17 protein-coding genes and 1 tRNA gene are annotated in these 12073 nt (G+C 43.1%); 7 read left to right on the forward strand and 11 right to left on the reverse strand.

The window, feature by feature from the left end; genetic code table 11:
• Positions 1-19: 19 nt before the first annotated feature.
• The 3 genes from BLR93_RS05450 to BLR93_RS05455 all read right to left on the reverse strand — a co-directional run bounded on the left by BLR93_RS05450 (position 20) and on the right by BLR93_RS05455 (position 1224).
• Positions 20-92 (reverse strand) — tRNA-Val (locus BLR93_RS05450).
• Positions 93-203: 111 nt separating this feature from the next.
• Entirely contained in the window at positions 204-362 is a 159-nt protein-coding gene (locus BLR93_RS17950; protein ID WP_175559252.1) for a glycine zipper domain-containing protein, read from the reverse strand.
• Positions 363-450: 88 nt separating this feature from the next.
• Complete coding sequence (locus BLR93_RS05455) at positions 451-1224, reverse strand: HAD-IIB family hydrolase (RefSeq protein ID WP_093211938.1); 774 nt, start codon at positions 1222-1224, stop codon at positions 451-453.
• Positions 1225-1388: 164 nt separating this feature from the next.
• Here BLR93_RS05455 and BLR93_RS05460 point away from each other — a divergent pair, with 164 nt between their 5' ends.
• On the forward strand, positions 1389-1709 hold the full coding sequence (locus BLR93_RS05460; RefSeq protein WP_093211940.1) for a hypothetical protein: 321 nt from the start codon (positions 1389-1391) through the stop codon (positions 1707-1709).
• Positions 1710-1718: 9 nt separating this feature from the next.
• Here BLR93_RS05460 and BLR93_RS05465 read toward each other — a convergent pair whose 3' ends face one another.
• Entirely contained in the window at positions 1719-2654 is a 936-nt protein-coding gene (locus BLR93_RS05465; protein WP_425440926.1) for a VanW family protein, read from the reverse strand.
• Between the two features lie 165 nt (positions 2655-2819).
• On the opposite strand from BLR93_RS05465, the gene BLR93_RS05470 reads away from it, so the two are divergent.
• Complete coding sequence (locus tag BLR93_RS05470; RefSeq protein WP_093211944.1) at positions 2820-3914, forward strand: NAD(P)-dependent alcohol dehydrogenase; 1095 nt, start codon at positions 2820-2822, stop codon at positions 3912-3914.
• Positions 3915-4005: 91 nt separating this feature from the next.
• Here the strand turns inward: BLR93_RS05470 and BLR93_RS05475 are convergent, their stop codons facing one another.
• Positions 4006-4575 (reverse strand): general stress protein, encoded by a 570-nt coding sequence (locus BLR93_RS05475; protein ID WP_093211946.1) that lies wholly within the window; start codon positions 4573-4575, stop codon positions 4006-4008.
• Between the two features lie 260 nt (positions 4576-4835).
• On the opposite strand from BLR93_RS05475, the gene BLR93_RS05480 reads away from it, so the two are divergent.
• The 4 genes from BLR93_RS05480 (at position 4836) to BLR93_RS05495 (ending at position 7653) form a co-directional block, all read left to right on the forward strand.
• The gene (locus BLR93_RS05480; protein ID WP_093211948.1) at positions 4836-5558 is read left to right on the forward strand and encodes an alpha/beta hydrolase; all 723 of its coding nucleotides are present in this window, start codon (positions 4836-4838) and stop codon (positions 5556-5558) included.
• A 207-nt stretch (positions 5559-5765) separates the two neighbouring features.
• Positions 5766-6284, forward strand: coding sequence for a YjcG family protein (locus tag BLR93_RS05485; RefSeq protein ID WP_093211950.1), 519 nt, complete (start codon positions 5766-5768; stop codon positions 6282-6284).
• A 7-nt stretch (positions 6285-6291) separates the two neighbouring features.
• Entirely contained in the window at positions 6292-6714 is a 423-nt protein-coding gene (locus BLR93_RS05490; RefSeq protein WP_093211952.1) for a GNAT family N-acetyltransferase, read from the forward strand.
• A 261-nt stretch (positions 6715-6975) separates the two neighbouring features.
• Positions 6976-7653: a DUF421 domain-containing protein gene (locus BLR93_RS05495; protein WP_093211954.1), complete on the forward strand. Its 678-nt coding sequence runs from the start codon at positions 6976-6978 to the stop codon at positions 7651-7653.
• Positions 7654-7722: 69 nt separating this feature from the next.
• On the opposite strand, the gene BLR93_RS05500 is transcribed toward BLR93_RS05495, so the two are convergent.
• From BLR93_RS05500 to BLR93_RS05515, 4 genes are all read right to left on the reverse strand, one after another.
• A complete protein-coding gene (locus tag BLR93_RS05500) occupies positions 7723-8634 on the reverse strand; it encodes an MBL fold metallo-hydrolase (RefSeq protein WP_093211956.1) in 912 nt (303 codons plus the stop codon).
• An 84-nt stretch (positions 8635-8718) separates the two neighbouring features.
• On the reverse strand, positions 8719-9009 hold the full coding sequence (locus BLR93_RS05505) for a hypothetical protein (protein ID WP_093211958.1): 291 nt from the start codon (positions 9007-9009) through the stop codon (positions 8719-8721).
• A 76-nt stretch (positions 9010-9085) separates the two neighbouring features.
• Entirely contained in the window at positions 9086-9298 is a 213-nt protein-coding gene (locus tag BLR93_RS05510) for a hypothetical protein (protein WP_093211960.1), read from the reverse strand.
• Positions 9299-9373: 75 nt separating this feature from the next.
• Positions 9374-9601 carry a hypothetical protein gene (locus tag BLR93_RS05515; RefSeq protein WP_093211962.1) on the reverse strand — a complete coding sequence of 76 codons (228 nt, stop codon included), beginning with the start codon at positions 9599-9601 and terminating at the stop codon, positions 9374-9376.
• 289 nt (positions 9602-9890) lie between these two features.
• Between BLR93_RS05515 and BLR93_RS05520 the strand changes: the two genes are divergently transcribed.
• On the forward strand, positions 9891-10346 hold the full coding sequence (locus BLR93_RS05520; RefSeq protein WP_093211964.1) for a CotY/CotZ family spore coat protein: 456 nt from the start codon (positions 9891-9893) through the stop codon (positions 10344-10346).
• Positions 10347-10404: 58 nt separating this feature from the next.
• Here the strand turns inward: BLR93_RS05520 and BLR93_RS05525 are convergent, their stop codons facing one another.
• Complete coding sequence (locus BLR93_RS05525; protein WP_093211966.1) at positions 10405-10983, reverse strand: CotO family spore coat protein; 579 nt, start codon at positions 10981-10983, stop codon at positions 10405-10407.
• Between the two features lie 174 nt (positions 10984-11157).
• Positions 11158-11934 carry an enoyl-ACP reductase FabI gene (gene fabI, locus BLR93_RS05530; protein WP_093211968.1) on the reverse strand — a complete coding sequence of 259 codons (777 nt, stop codon included), beginning with the start codon at positions 11932-11934 and terminating at the stop codon, positions 11158-11160.
• Between the last annotated feature and the right edge of the window lie 139 nt (positions 11935-12073).

Below are 12073 nucleotides of genomic sequence, written 5' to 3' on the forward strand. Positions count from 1 at the left end.
CCGCGCCACTTTGTCTGAATGATTCCGATTGGGCTCGAACCAACGACCTCCACCCTGTCAAGGTGGCGCTCTCCCAGCTGAGCTACGGAATCATGGTATCAAGTTATATCGACATCTATTAATATAATAGCATCTTGCTTTTTTGTCAACTGGGTTGATTCTTTTAAGTTTTCGGCTTTTTTAAAAAAAACTGTTGCGATTTATTATTTCTCCTTTTTATCGGGGATGGCTACGCTAAAGACAACTCCGAGCGCTATACCTATGGCAATATTGTCCATGAGCATACCAAAGACAACCCCCGAAGCGACCACTACACCTACCTTCCATCCGAAATTAGATTTAGTATGTTTCTTTTCAGCCATGTTTCGCCTCCTCATAAAGACTTCTTATAAAATACGTTGCGCTATGTAAAAAGTTTCGCTCAGCCGTATTGGGATGCCGCTTTTGGATTTACACCTTACTAGTGTTGTAATCGTTGGTTAGTTGATGGATCTTGTCTATAATCTTCTTTTCATAGTTTCCTGTTAACGGAATAGCATCATCAGCAAACGGAGCGAGCGCCTTATGCTCACCTACCATCACTGCATGAGCGGCATCTTGGAACATGGTAATATCATTGTCGTCATTGCCGAATGCGATATAGTCGCCTTGATGGATGCCAAGTGTTTTCAAGGCCGAGCGTTTATCGATATTTTCAGGGCTTATATCTAAAACATTTTCTTGGGCATGCCTGTGGACGACTACATCTAAATTCGCTAACTCCCGGGCAAATGAGTCCATATTGTTTGCGGTCAGAATCAGTATTTTTACGACTGACGGATGCAAGTCAATCGCAATGTTTTCGGCCATCCGGGCTTGATCGACTTTTTGGAGGATCGGGTGTTCCTGGGGACCTGTAAAAGAATAATCCCACTCCCCATCTGCTAAATAGGCTGCATGTTGCTCGCCGATCAATTGCTTGATGGCTTCCAGCTGTTGTTCGGTAAAAGCGGAAGTATGCTTAAGGATTCCTTGTTCGGCAATCAGCGAGCCATTCCCGCCAATCATCGTGTAGGTATGAAAACGTTTTTCGAGGACAGGCAGCATATCACGGATTGGGCGTGCCGAAGCAAAGATTACCCGGTGGCAGCTTGTTTGGGCAATTTCCAAGGCTTGCAAAATCGTTTCCGTTACCGGCTCTCCTTTAAAACAAATCGTGCCATCCAAATCAAATACAATATTCATTTTTTCTTCACTCCCTGCAAGCTTTTCACTACAATCATGCGGAAAAATATCGTCTCTATTATAGCATGTATTTTAATGGCTGGAGGAAGGAAAAATACGTTCCATTTTAAAGCGCTTTCTTTTCTGGTAAGATGAAAGAAATTATTCGGAAGGGACTGGTAGGTATGTTCAGTCAACAGATTGCTATCAAATTGGAAATAGCTGCTAAAAGAGCGTTGAACATAAAAAAGAACAATTCGATGGCCGGTGTGATTTCGGTTGATTTCATCGAAAATAAGCAAGGGGCCTTTACAGTGCTCTGTGCTTGCCTTGCCCCTTACTATTTAAATGCTACAGACGAGGAACGTATCACGCTTGATGATTTGATTCAACGGTACAGCTATCTGCAGGATTGCAGTATTGAGTCGTACTATAAAGGAACCGATCGGGCAGCGGAGGAATTAAAGCTTTTGCTGGACGATTTAGGAGTGCAAAGTCCTGATTAATAGTTATTGCTAATCAGCCGGTACTTCTTTGGGCGTATTTTCGTTTACATTGGGAACCTGCCGTTTCTGATATTGGATGGAGTCCGCTGAATAGATGTTGATCTGCATCGTGCCTTTTACCGCTTTTGCCCTGATAAGAATCGGCTGGTTATAGGCATTCTCAAAGCTGAAGTCTGGTCCGTACCAGCTCACCGTAGCATCTCTTCCAGGCGGTACATATGGGACACTGCGGCTGTGCGAATATCTTTCCACAATCTTCACCCCAGCTTGATCGACTGCATTATAAAGGGTGGATGATACTTGGCAGATACCACCACCAATATCCTCAGCTAACTCTCCTTTAACAATGACCGGTGCGGGCTGGTAACCTTTTTCCTCTGTTCGTTTTCCGACCACTCCATTAAACGAAAAAGTTTCCCTCGGAAATACCACATGGTTGTTGATTGCCTGTGCGGCAAGTACAATGTTTTGCGACCTTTCTTTGTTGTTCGAATTGTAATAAGTAACATACTTGCCTATCGGCTTTTCCCGAATAGAAGCCAACAGTTCTTCATCCACTCGAGGATGTACCACTCGTAATGGAGCCTCTACCTCGTTTAGCTGATTGGCATAATAATAATATGCAAATAGTTCACTAAATTGCTGGCGATCCAACTGGTGGCCAGGTTTTGCCGGCTTGATGCGCCCCAGGTCATCAATTCCTGCATCGACCGGCTCCTTGTAAACTTTTTCAGCCAGTTCCTCTGTGATGCGATTGAATTTATCCATATCCAGCCACTTCTCCTCTAAGTGAGGAAGCTTTACGTCAGAACGATTGACCTTTTGAATGCTTTTGCCATTATAAATGATCGTAAACGGCTGGGATTGTACTTGCTCTATTTGTTTTTGTTCTTCCTGCTGCGGGGCGATAATTAATAATAAAGCTGTGATTAAAATTTTCATGATTGCCAACCTCCGCTATTAGTATGGTTGTTTCCGGTTATTTCATGTAGAAACAATAGAAAATAGCAGTCTCCCTCTCAGGAAGGTAAAGGGCTTTAAGTTTTGCCTTTCTGGGAAGCCTACAATATGATTCATCCTCAAATATTTTGGATAGAAAGGAGTCTGCAGATGAAAGTAAAAGCAGCGGTAATTCATGACAAGGGCGAAGAATTTCAAATTGAAGAAGTTGAACTGGGGGAGCCAAACGATAATGAAGTGCTGGTCAAGATTGTGGCAGCAGGTGTCTGCCATACAGATGCGGTAGCCAGAGATCAGGAGGTGCCGGTACCGCTTCCTGCCGTACTCGGCCATGAAGGAGCGGGAATTGTAGAAAAGGTCGGGTCCAACGTCCAAACAGTGGAAAAGGGAGATCATGTCGTTCTATCGTTTTCTTCTTGCGGACATTGCGAAAACTGCTTATCCGGACACCCAGCATATTGTCTTTCCTTTAATGATTTAAATTTTGGCGGTAAAATGAATGATAATACAAACCGAATCGAACAGGACGGCAAAAAGGTTTCAAGCTTTTTCGGACAGTCCTCCTTCGGCACATTTGCTGTTGCCAACCAGCGTAATGTTGTCAAGGTTGATAAAGATGTCGACCTGGCTTTGCTCGGGCCCTTGGGCTGCGGAATTCAAACCGGAAGTGGAACAGTCTTGAATAAGCTGCAGCCGAAGTTCGGCGAAACAATTGCCGTCTTTGGCTGCGGAGCTGTCGGTTTGAGTGCTGTAATGGCCGCCAACATTATTGGCTGCTCCAAAATTATTGCAATCGATGTCCATCAAAGCCGCTTGCAGATGGCAAAAGAATTAGGGGCTACCGATGTGCTGAACGGCAAAGAGGTTGATGTTGTCGAAGAAATCCGCCGCATCACCGGCGGAGGAACTAACTATGCTGTAGAAACGACAAGCGTCCCCGCTCTTGCCCGTCAATCTGTCCAGGCGTTAAAACCATTAGGAACCTCAGCAGTAGTTGGGGTTACCCAGGAAACAGAATTTAATGTTTTTGAGGATATTATGGCGCTTGGCAAAGGACTGGTCGGTGCGATTGAAGGCAATTCTATCCCGCAGCTGTTCATCCCTAAACTAATTGAATACTATAAAAAAGGGCTGTTTCCTTTTGATAAGCTCGTAAAATTTTATTCGTTAAAAGATATCAACCAGGCTTTTGAGGATTCCAAACAAGGAACCACCGTCAAACCGATTGTCAAAATGGATAACTGAAGAAACAGTAAATCTTTGGGAACATACCTTAGTTCTCTAAGCATAAACCAAGCCAACGCTTCTCAATGATGAGAAGGCGCTGGCTTGGTTTTTAACGATGGCCGCGCGGTTCATTTACGACAACCTCATCTGGATATATCGTGTGGTTTTCTGTTTTATTTGCCAGGAATGTCCGGTAAACTTCACGGTCATTTTCATTTGCTTCTACTAATACAATAATATTGCCATTTTTTAAATGCTGTTCATATTCCTTGGCATGTTCTTCAGGGATACCCGCGCCGACAAGGGCACCGACAATGCCGCCGCCACCTGCGCCGATTCCGGCCCCGGTCAATGCTGCGGCAATCGGGCCTGCCGCAGCGATAGCTCCCACACCGGGAATCGCTAGTAAACCGATTTCTGCAATCAATCCGGCAGTACCACCGAGGACACCGCCAGTCCCAGCACCAATTCCTAAGCCTTTTCCGGCATTTTTCCCTCTGCCGCTTTTATCCTTGGTAATGTCCGTGTTTGTTTGATCTCCAATTGCCTCTGCATCATCACTATCCTTGGCGAATACAGAGAAATCGTCTTTATGATAACCTTTGTTTTGCAGGTCTTTAATTGCCTTGATGGCATCCTCCTGTTTTTTGAAAACGCCGCCGATTACTTTGCTTTCCACGTTTACAGCCTCCTTTTTAGCTTTTGTTTACCTATACCCGGGCAGTGTTGGTTTGAATCATCTGCTCGATAAGCCGCCACTGGTTTTGTATCCTATCTCTTCCTGGCTCATGGTTAGGATTGATATGTGCCTGCGGTTTCTTGTTCGGTTCTTTTTCTACAGTTTTATGTTAAACTGGGCTTAGAATCGTTTACTAGATAGAAGAAGAGGGAAATATAAAAGGTAATCTTTTGATTTGTGCTTCAGAGGGGTGAGCGGAAATGGGTAGAAAAGGTACTATGCTTGATAAGCAAATAAACAGTAAATATTTGAATGAGACAATAACGGTGAAATGGTATCAGCCGGAGTCATTCTCTTCTTTATACAAATACCATGTCTGCATCATGCAGGATGGTGACGACTATTTTCAGCTTGGCAGGATCGCGACATTAAGTGATCGGCTGCACAGTGCCGGTGAAATTGAAAATACCGTCTTCGTCGGGATACAGTATAATGATAAATATGACCGTCAGGACAAGTACCACCCCAGCGGCAGCAAGCAAGCTGATTATATGAACTTTTTGCTTCATGAAGTGGTTCCGCTTCTTGATGAAGAACTTCCGACGTATAATATGGGAGGCAGCCGGGCTTTAATGGGAGATTCCCTGGCCGGCAGTTTAGCTTTGATGACTGCCTTGAAATACCCGAATACATTTGGAAAGGTGATTATGCAGTCGCCGTATGTCGATGATAAAGTCATTGATGCTGTAAAGGCTGCCAAATCACTCGATACACTGAATATTTACCATACGATCGGCAATGAGGAAACAGATGTAGCAACAACGGCTGGCGATAAAAAGAATTTCCTCGAACCTAACCGTGAGCTGCAGGAATTGTTAGAAAATCATGGCCTGCAATATACTTATCATGAACTGGATGGTAAGCATACATGGAAATATTGGCAGCAAGATTTAAAAAGAGCATTAACGACGATGTTCAATTAACTCAATTGCTAAACAGCCGTTAGTTACGGCTATAAGGGAAATTTTTCTGAAATTCTTTCGTTTTCTCTCTTTTTATTATTCCTGTTTTACCAATTTTTGATATAATTAAGGATAACCTAAATTGGAATTAGCTGCATGTGCAAAGCAACGAAATACCAGGACATTAAATATTGCCTAACTTAAATTAATTATACAGGAGGAATATCTATGAGATATGGTATCGCTATCTTTCCAGAGAAGAAAATACAAGATACGGCTAATTCATACAGAAAGCGGTATGACCCGCATTACGCATTGATTCCACCGCATATAACGCTGAAAGAGCCGTTCGATGCGAGTGATGATGACATTGATGCCATTGTCAGTGAGTTAAGAGACGTGGCCAGAAAAACAAGGCCTTTTCCATTACAGATTAATAAGGTAAGTTCATTCTCGCCTGTGACCAACACTATTTACTTAAAAGTCGAGCCTGTGGCAGAACTGGTTAAACTAAACGAAAGATTACATTCCGGAAAGCTTCCGCAGGAGAAGACTTATTCCTTTGTCCCGCATATAACGATTGCTCAAAAGCTTTCCCACGACGAATATTCTGATGTATTCGGAAGTCTGAAAATGCAGAACTTTAACTTACAACAAACAGCGGACAGGTTCCAGCTGATGTACCAATTGGAGAACGGGGCCTGGACAGTTTATGAGACATTCACTTTCAGCGGAGAACAGGAGTAAGGAAGAAATGGAAGTAAAAAGAGCAGTAACAGACGCAGAAATAAAACAAGCATACTACGTGAGAAATACTGTTTTTGTTGAAGAACAAAAGGTTCCGCCAGAGTTAGAGATCGATGAACTGGAGAAAGAATCGATTCATTTTGTCGGCTATCAAAACGGTGAGCCTGTGGCAGCCAGCCGGCTTCGTTTTGTTGACAATTATGGCAAGTTGGAACGGATTTGCGTGCTAAAAGAATACCGCGGCCGTTCCTTTGGTTCTCAGATAATCAGCGAAATGGAAGCAGCTATTCAAACGGATGGTTATGAAAAAGCGAAGCTGAATGCACAAACCCGTGCCGAAGATTTTTATAAAACACTAGGCTATCAAACGGTCTCCGGCGAATTTATGGATGCCGGTATTCCACACGTTACCATGGTTAAACAGTTGTAGCAGCAAACCCTTGCCAAATCGGCAAGGGTTTTTTTTGTGTGTTGTTACGTCTGCCGCGTGTTTCCTTCTGGTAATTCTATAGGGCAAAAAACTCCTGCTCCGTCCGATAAGTCAACATCATCGCTTACGCGCTGTGTTTCCTTTATCTCCTCTGCACCAGTCCAGTTCTATCGCTGCTAAACGGTCGCCTCCGCTTTTCTGGGTATATCCTGTCTTTTTGTTGGTTAGGATAAGAAGGAATTTTTGTTGGGGGTTGTGAAAATGGATAATGCTTTTTCTATATTAGTAGAGACCTTCTTTGGTTTCTTCGCTTTGTTTTTAATAACTAAGTTTCTCGGAAAAACACAAATCACCCAGCTGACTGCGTTTGATTTTATTGCTGCTTTGATTTTAGGTGAATTGGTCGGAAACGCTCTCTTTGATGACAAAGCTGGTATTTTGGAAATTGGCTATGCGGTTTTCTTGTGGGGAGCACTCTTGTATGTAACTGAAATTGTCACCCAAAAGTTCAAGCGGAGCCGGAGTCTACTTGAGGGTATGCCGTCAATAATTATCAACAAAGGCCATCTTCAGAGGGAACAAATGAAGAGTAGTAAGCTGGATATCAATCAGTTACAGCATTTGCTGCGGGCAAAAGGGGCTTTCTCTATCAATGAAGTTGCTTATGCCATCCTTGAGACCGATGGCAGTATTTCGGTGATGAAGAAATCAGAAGCCCAGACGCCAACCCGGAAAGATATGGCACTCCAGCCGCAAAATCCGATCCTGGCTGTCACAGTTATTTCCGACGGGGAAATTTTATATGACAATTTGCGAGAGTCCAATCTTGATGAGCAGTGGCTCGATGCAGAGTTGTTAAAACAAGGAGTTAAGTCGACTAGTGACGTGTTTTATGCAGAGTGGATCGAAGGTCAGCCTTTGCATATCCAGCCGTACTAACCTTGTGCACTCTGCGAAAATTGTCGAAACACTCCTCATTGTTACCACCTCTGCTATTTTCAAAGCAGTTCAGCTAACGTCTTCATTTTTTTTGAACACCCAGCGGAATTCATCGACTGATCCTATAACTTTTCTTTGCCTTAACAGGGCAGTTAGATAGGCTGTAACAGCGGTACGGAACAGCAGCCATTGTGATAACTGGGGGGCGCTCACTTGATAATGGGCGCACATCCGGGCAACGATAGCTTCGTGGGTAATGCCTGCTGGTTCATTGGTGATTTCTTTTTCAAGCCAGTCAAGGAGCTGCTGATGGTAGGAAAGGTTTGCCTTGATGGTCGGCTGAAAATCCTTTTCAAATCCTCCATGCCCGGGAACTGCCCCTTCACATTTGACATTTTGCAGTTTTTCCAGACTCTCGATTGCCTGCTTTGTATCCGTCATAAAAGGAATTTTATGCTTGCGGAGCTGACTTTCGCCAAAATAGCTATCTCCTGCATATAAAATTCCTTCAAATAATAAACCAAGCTGAAAATAACTATGACCTGGCAAGTGGATTGTTTCGAACTGAAATCCATCTACTTCCCAGCTTCCTTCGCCTATCGACTGATCTACTCTGACCGGGGCACCTTCCAAAAACTTATTCCGCAGCTCTGACAAGGGATCATTTCCGCCAAACAAATAAAGCGGCTCCAGGATTGGATGCTGCAAAATCGCAGTTTCGAGGATTGGGGCGATGGTATGGACATCTGCTTGTTTTTGCAAATAACTTGCCCCTCCATAGTGATCGGAATGAGCATGAGTAATGAAAAGATGGGTAATCGGCAGCCTGTCCTGTTTTAACATTTTCAACACCCTTTTCATCGTAGACGCATCGATGCCAGCATCGATTAACATACCTCTCTCGCCTTGCCGGATATAACCTATATTTACGGGCCCATGAAAACAATAACAAGCGTCAGCTTTCAGTGTTTGAAATTCCATATAACCAGCTCCTTTTTTACAATACAAAAAAAAGTCCACCCCTTTGGGAACTTTCTTCCATTCCGGAGTGAACCAATACTTTTGTTATATAGTTTCGCTAAACAGCCGCCCTTTTCCTGTCACATCTGCATAAACTTTTTCGGTAATTATCGGTTTATGGATAGTTCGGGGAGCATATAGAGAATGGTGCGAGGGTTGGACATCCTGGTGATTATGGCTGTCCTTCCGGCTCTCTTCTGCTTCGATTTCTTTATGCCTGGTGCTGAAGTTTGCTTTATATACGCCATCAATATAAAAAGGACGTTGCTTGGTTCTCGTTACACGTTCCTGGTAATCCTGGTACTGGTAAAGCTGTACTGGCAGCATATATCCCATTTTGTTTTCCTCCTCCATCTCAAATGCATGCTATTTCAATTATCTATACCCGCTTTCCCGAAAAATATACTAGGCCTTAATACTCATTTAAAAACTTTTCTAAATCAGCCATGACAGCTTCAAACTCGGCTATTTGCTTAGTGAAATCGCTGTGGAAAACTGCTGACTCTTTTTCCAGCTTGGCCATTGACTTCTCAGGAAGCCTTAGCCACTTCTCGTTTTTCTCAAGATGCTTTTCAATAACCTGCAGATTTTTTTTCATAGGAAAAGTACGGTGATTGTCATCCATATTGTGACTCCTTTACAATTTTCTTAACACCTTAAAGGTAACAAAAAGAGACAGCAAAACAGCTGTCCCTGGTTTTTATATCCAACTGAATGGTCTTCTTCCTCCATCCTCTTTGTCATTCTCTTTGTCGTCTTCATCACCTAATACTTCATCATCTACTTTTTCTTCAACTTCCTCTGATTCTATCCGTCTCGGGCCGAAAAATGGATCCACCTGATGCCGGGATTGAGCTGGTTCGACTGTCACGTTATCCGCTTTGATGACAAGATCTTTAACGTAAATCACTTTTTTCTTTTCTGACATGCTTCTTTCACTCCCTTATTATTATGCTCTTAGTAGCAGGAGTTCTGTCGTCCTCCTGCCGATACGACAATATAGGTTTAGCTGTTAAAACTGCTGCCCTTTTATAAAACCTTGATCGCTATTATCCTATGTTGATGTCTTGATTTGGGTATGGACATCCGCCCTGTTCTGCTAAGAAGCGAAGTAAAATGTTTTTATGGAAGAGAGGTGTTTGCCCACACACTAACCTGCGCTGTACATATTCTAGTAGAGACAAAAGTCAATCATCATTGGAAAGGGGTTAGATAGAATGGGTTGTGGAAGTGACTATAAAACAGGCAGCTGTGTTGCCGACATTCTAAGAGAAATCGCTGATGCACAGTCAGATGTACTTTCTGATTGTACCACCAGTTGTGAGCAATCAATCAGTGATTTGCTAGGCGGTAATGATCCGAACAATAACGGATTGGATACTGTACCAGTAATTCTTTACTGTAAAGGGGATTGTAAACCGTTCAAGGGTTATGGTGTCCCAGCTGGCGATCTAGGAGATGCGACAAGCAGCTTTTATTTCCGGGTTAAGTCTGTAGACGAAGATGGTTGTGCAGTTTTGGAGCTATTGCGCGAAACTGATGACCACGATGATGACCCGAAATCACCAGTAGACCAAGATACTAGTGACCTTGAAGTAACTGGTATTTGTATCACCGTTGACTTGAATTGTTTCTGCCATGTAACTTGTCTTCCAGCTATCAGCGCACTGTAATTTTTATTGTAATGGAAACAAGGGTCCGGTCGCTATTCAGTGGCCGGACCCTCTGTACTTAGAATCCCAGCAAACGGATTTTTTTAATTTCCTGCTGTTTGATTTCTGCTTTAAAGGGCCGTTTTATCGTTTTCATATAAACAACGTCATTACGGCGATCGTAAATTACCCCTCGATAAGTTTGGTTATCCGTAGTTACCTCGCATTTCATCCGGGGAACTGTTTGCGGAATCCCGACAAAATAATCCACTTTTTCTGTAATCGTCATATCCCTGAACCTTTTACGTTTTGTCCGCTGGGATGTTACCGCGTTCTCCGGTGATTCTTCTTGTACTTCCTCCCTTTCCCCCTTTAACTCATCTTTATTAGCAGATTCACTGTGCTCTGTCGTTGAATCATCAGAAAGTTCTTTATATATCTCTCCTTCTACTATATCAACTGCTGAAACTTCTTCCGGTTCTTTGCCTGAATGGCGTTTTCTCATCTCTTTTGTAGCCGCGGGAATCTTATCTGCCGGCTTCCGTTTCTTTTTTCTTGGCGTCCGGTAGTTGGTTTGCATGGAAGCAGCAGGCTTTTCCAGACTTGGCTGGGTGATGTAAAGCATAGGTTCCCGTGCGTTTTTATCGTTTCGACTCATAAATTCAGCTTCCTCCCTTATTCAGAACTGTTCCAGACATTATATGAAGAAATATAGGAAATGTGCCTATCTGAATAGAAAAACCACTCACTATATAATAAGGAAGGCATCGGGGCAGCAATTTACGATTTTAAAAAACAAAAAACCGCACACCATTTGGCATGCGGTTATCTCTTATAGTCCTAAGATGTTAAATCCGGAATCGACGTGGATGATCTCTCCTGTTACGCCGCGGGATAAATCGCTCATCAAGTAATAAGCAGTATCGCCGACTTCTTCCTGTGTTACTGTTCGGCGCAGTGGCGCTTTTTCCTCAATTTGCTTTAAAACGGTATTAAAGTCTCCAACCCCTTTTGCAGATAAGGTGCGGATCGGGCCGGCGGAAATTCCGTTGACACGAATATTGTTTTTGCCTAAATCGTTGGCCAAATACTTCATGCTGGCATCAAGGCTTGCTTTTGCAACACCCATCACATTGTAATTTTGGACAACTCTTTCGCCGCCAAGATAAGTCATTGTTACAATGCTTCCACCCTCAGTCATAAGTGGCTTGGCAGCTCTGGTGACTGCTACAAGCGAGTAGGCACTGATATTTTGTGAAAGGAGATAACCATCTCTGCTAGTATCGACAAATTCACCCTTCAAGTCTTCTTTGTCTGCAAAAGCGATGCAATGGGCAAGTCCATGAATAGTGCCAACATCATTGCCGATTTGCTGAAATGTAGCGTCAACCGCTTCATCATTTGTAACATCACATTCGTAAAACAAAGCATCCTGCCCTTCTAATGTTGATACTAAATCTCTAACCGGTTTTTCAAAACGCTCGTTGGCATAGGTGAAAATTAACCGGGCTCCTGCTTCATGCAGCGACCTGGCAATTCCCCAGGCAATACTCCTTTTATTGGCAACACCCATCACTACATATGTACGGCCCTCTAATGAAAAGTTCATGCTTTCGTCCTCCTTGAGGTATCTTTTAAAAAATTATCACTAGTTATTAGTACCTGATACTATTCCTATCTTATCGAATCTGGCACCGAAATACAATCTATTTACTAAGTTTTTTGATGGAAACAAGCACGCTGTTTAA

It is taken from the genome of Sediminibacillus albus, from assembly GCF_900101125.1.
GTDB lineage: Bacteria > Bacillota > Bacilli > Bacillales > Amphibacillaceae > Sediminibacillus > Sediminibacillus albus.

Coding starts and splice junctions, on each gene's coding strand:
- BLR93_RS17950 (WP_175559252.1), bottom strand. CDS start 362: ATGGCTGAAAAGAAACATACTAAATCTAATTTCGGATGGAAGGTAGGT.
- BLR93_RS05455 (WP_093211938.1), bottom strand. CDS start 1,224: ATGAATATTGTATTTGATTTGGATGGCACGATTTGTTTTAAAGGAGAG.
- BLR93_RS05460 (WP_093211940.1), top strand. CDS start 1,389: ATGTTCAGTCAACAGATTGCTATCAAATTGGAAATAGCTGCTAAAAGA.
- BLR93_RS05470 (WP_093211944.1), top strand. CDS start 2,820: ATGAAAGTAAAAGCAGCGGTAATTCATGACAAGGGCGAAGAATTTCAA.
- BLR93_RS05480 (WP_093211948.1), top strand. CDS start 4,836: ATGGGTAGAAAAGGTACTATGCTTGATAAGCAAATAAACAGTAAATAT.
- BLR93_RS05485 (WP_093211950.1), top strand. CDS start 5,766: ATGAGATATGGTATCGCTATCTTTCCAGAGAAGAAAATACAAGATACG.
- BLR93_RS05490 (WP_093211952.1), top strand. CDS start 6,292: ATGGAAGTAAAAAGAGCAGTAACAGACGCAGAAATAAAACAAGCATAC.
- BLR93_RS05495 (WP_093211954.1), top strand. CDS start 6,976: ATGGATAATGCTTTTTCTATATTAGTAGAGACCTTCTTTGGTTTCTTC.
- BLR93_RS05500 (WP_093211956.1), bottom strand. CDS start 8,634: ATGGAATTTCAAACACTGAAAGCTGACGCTTGTTATTGTTTTCATGGG.
- BLR93_RS05505 (WP_093211958.1), bottom strand. CDS start 9,009: ATGGGATATATGCTGCCAGTACAGCTTTACCAGTACCAGGATTACCAG.
- BLR93_RS05510 (WP_093211960.1), bottom strand. CDS start 9,298: ATGGATGACAATCACCGTACTTTTCCTATGAAAAAAAATCTGCAGGTT.
- BLR93_RS05515 (WP_093211962.1), bottom strand. CDS start 9,601: ATGTCAGAAAAGAAAAAAGTGATTTACGTTAAAGATCTTGTCATCAAA.
- BLR93_RS05520 (WP_093211964.1), top strand. CDS start 9,891: ATGGGTTGTGGAAGTGACTATAAAACAGGCAGCTGTGTTGCCGACATT.
- BLR93_RS05525 (WP_093211966.1), bottom strand. CDS start 10,983: ATGAGTCGAAACGATAAAAACGCACGGGAACCTATGCTTTACATCACC.
- fabI (WP_093211968.1), bottom strand. CDS start 11,934: ATGAACTTTTCATTAGAGGGCCGTACATATGTAGTGATGGGTGTTGCC.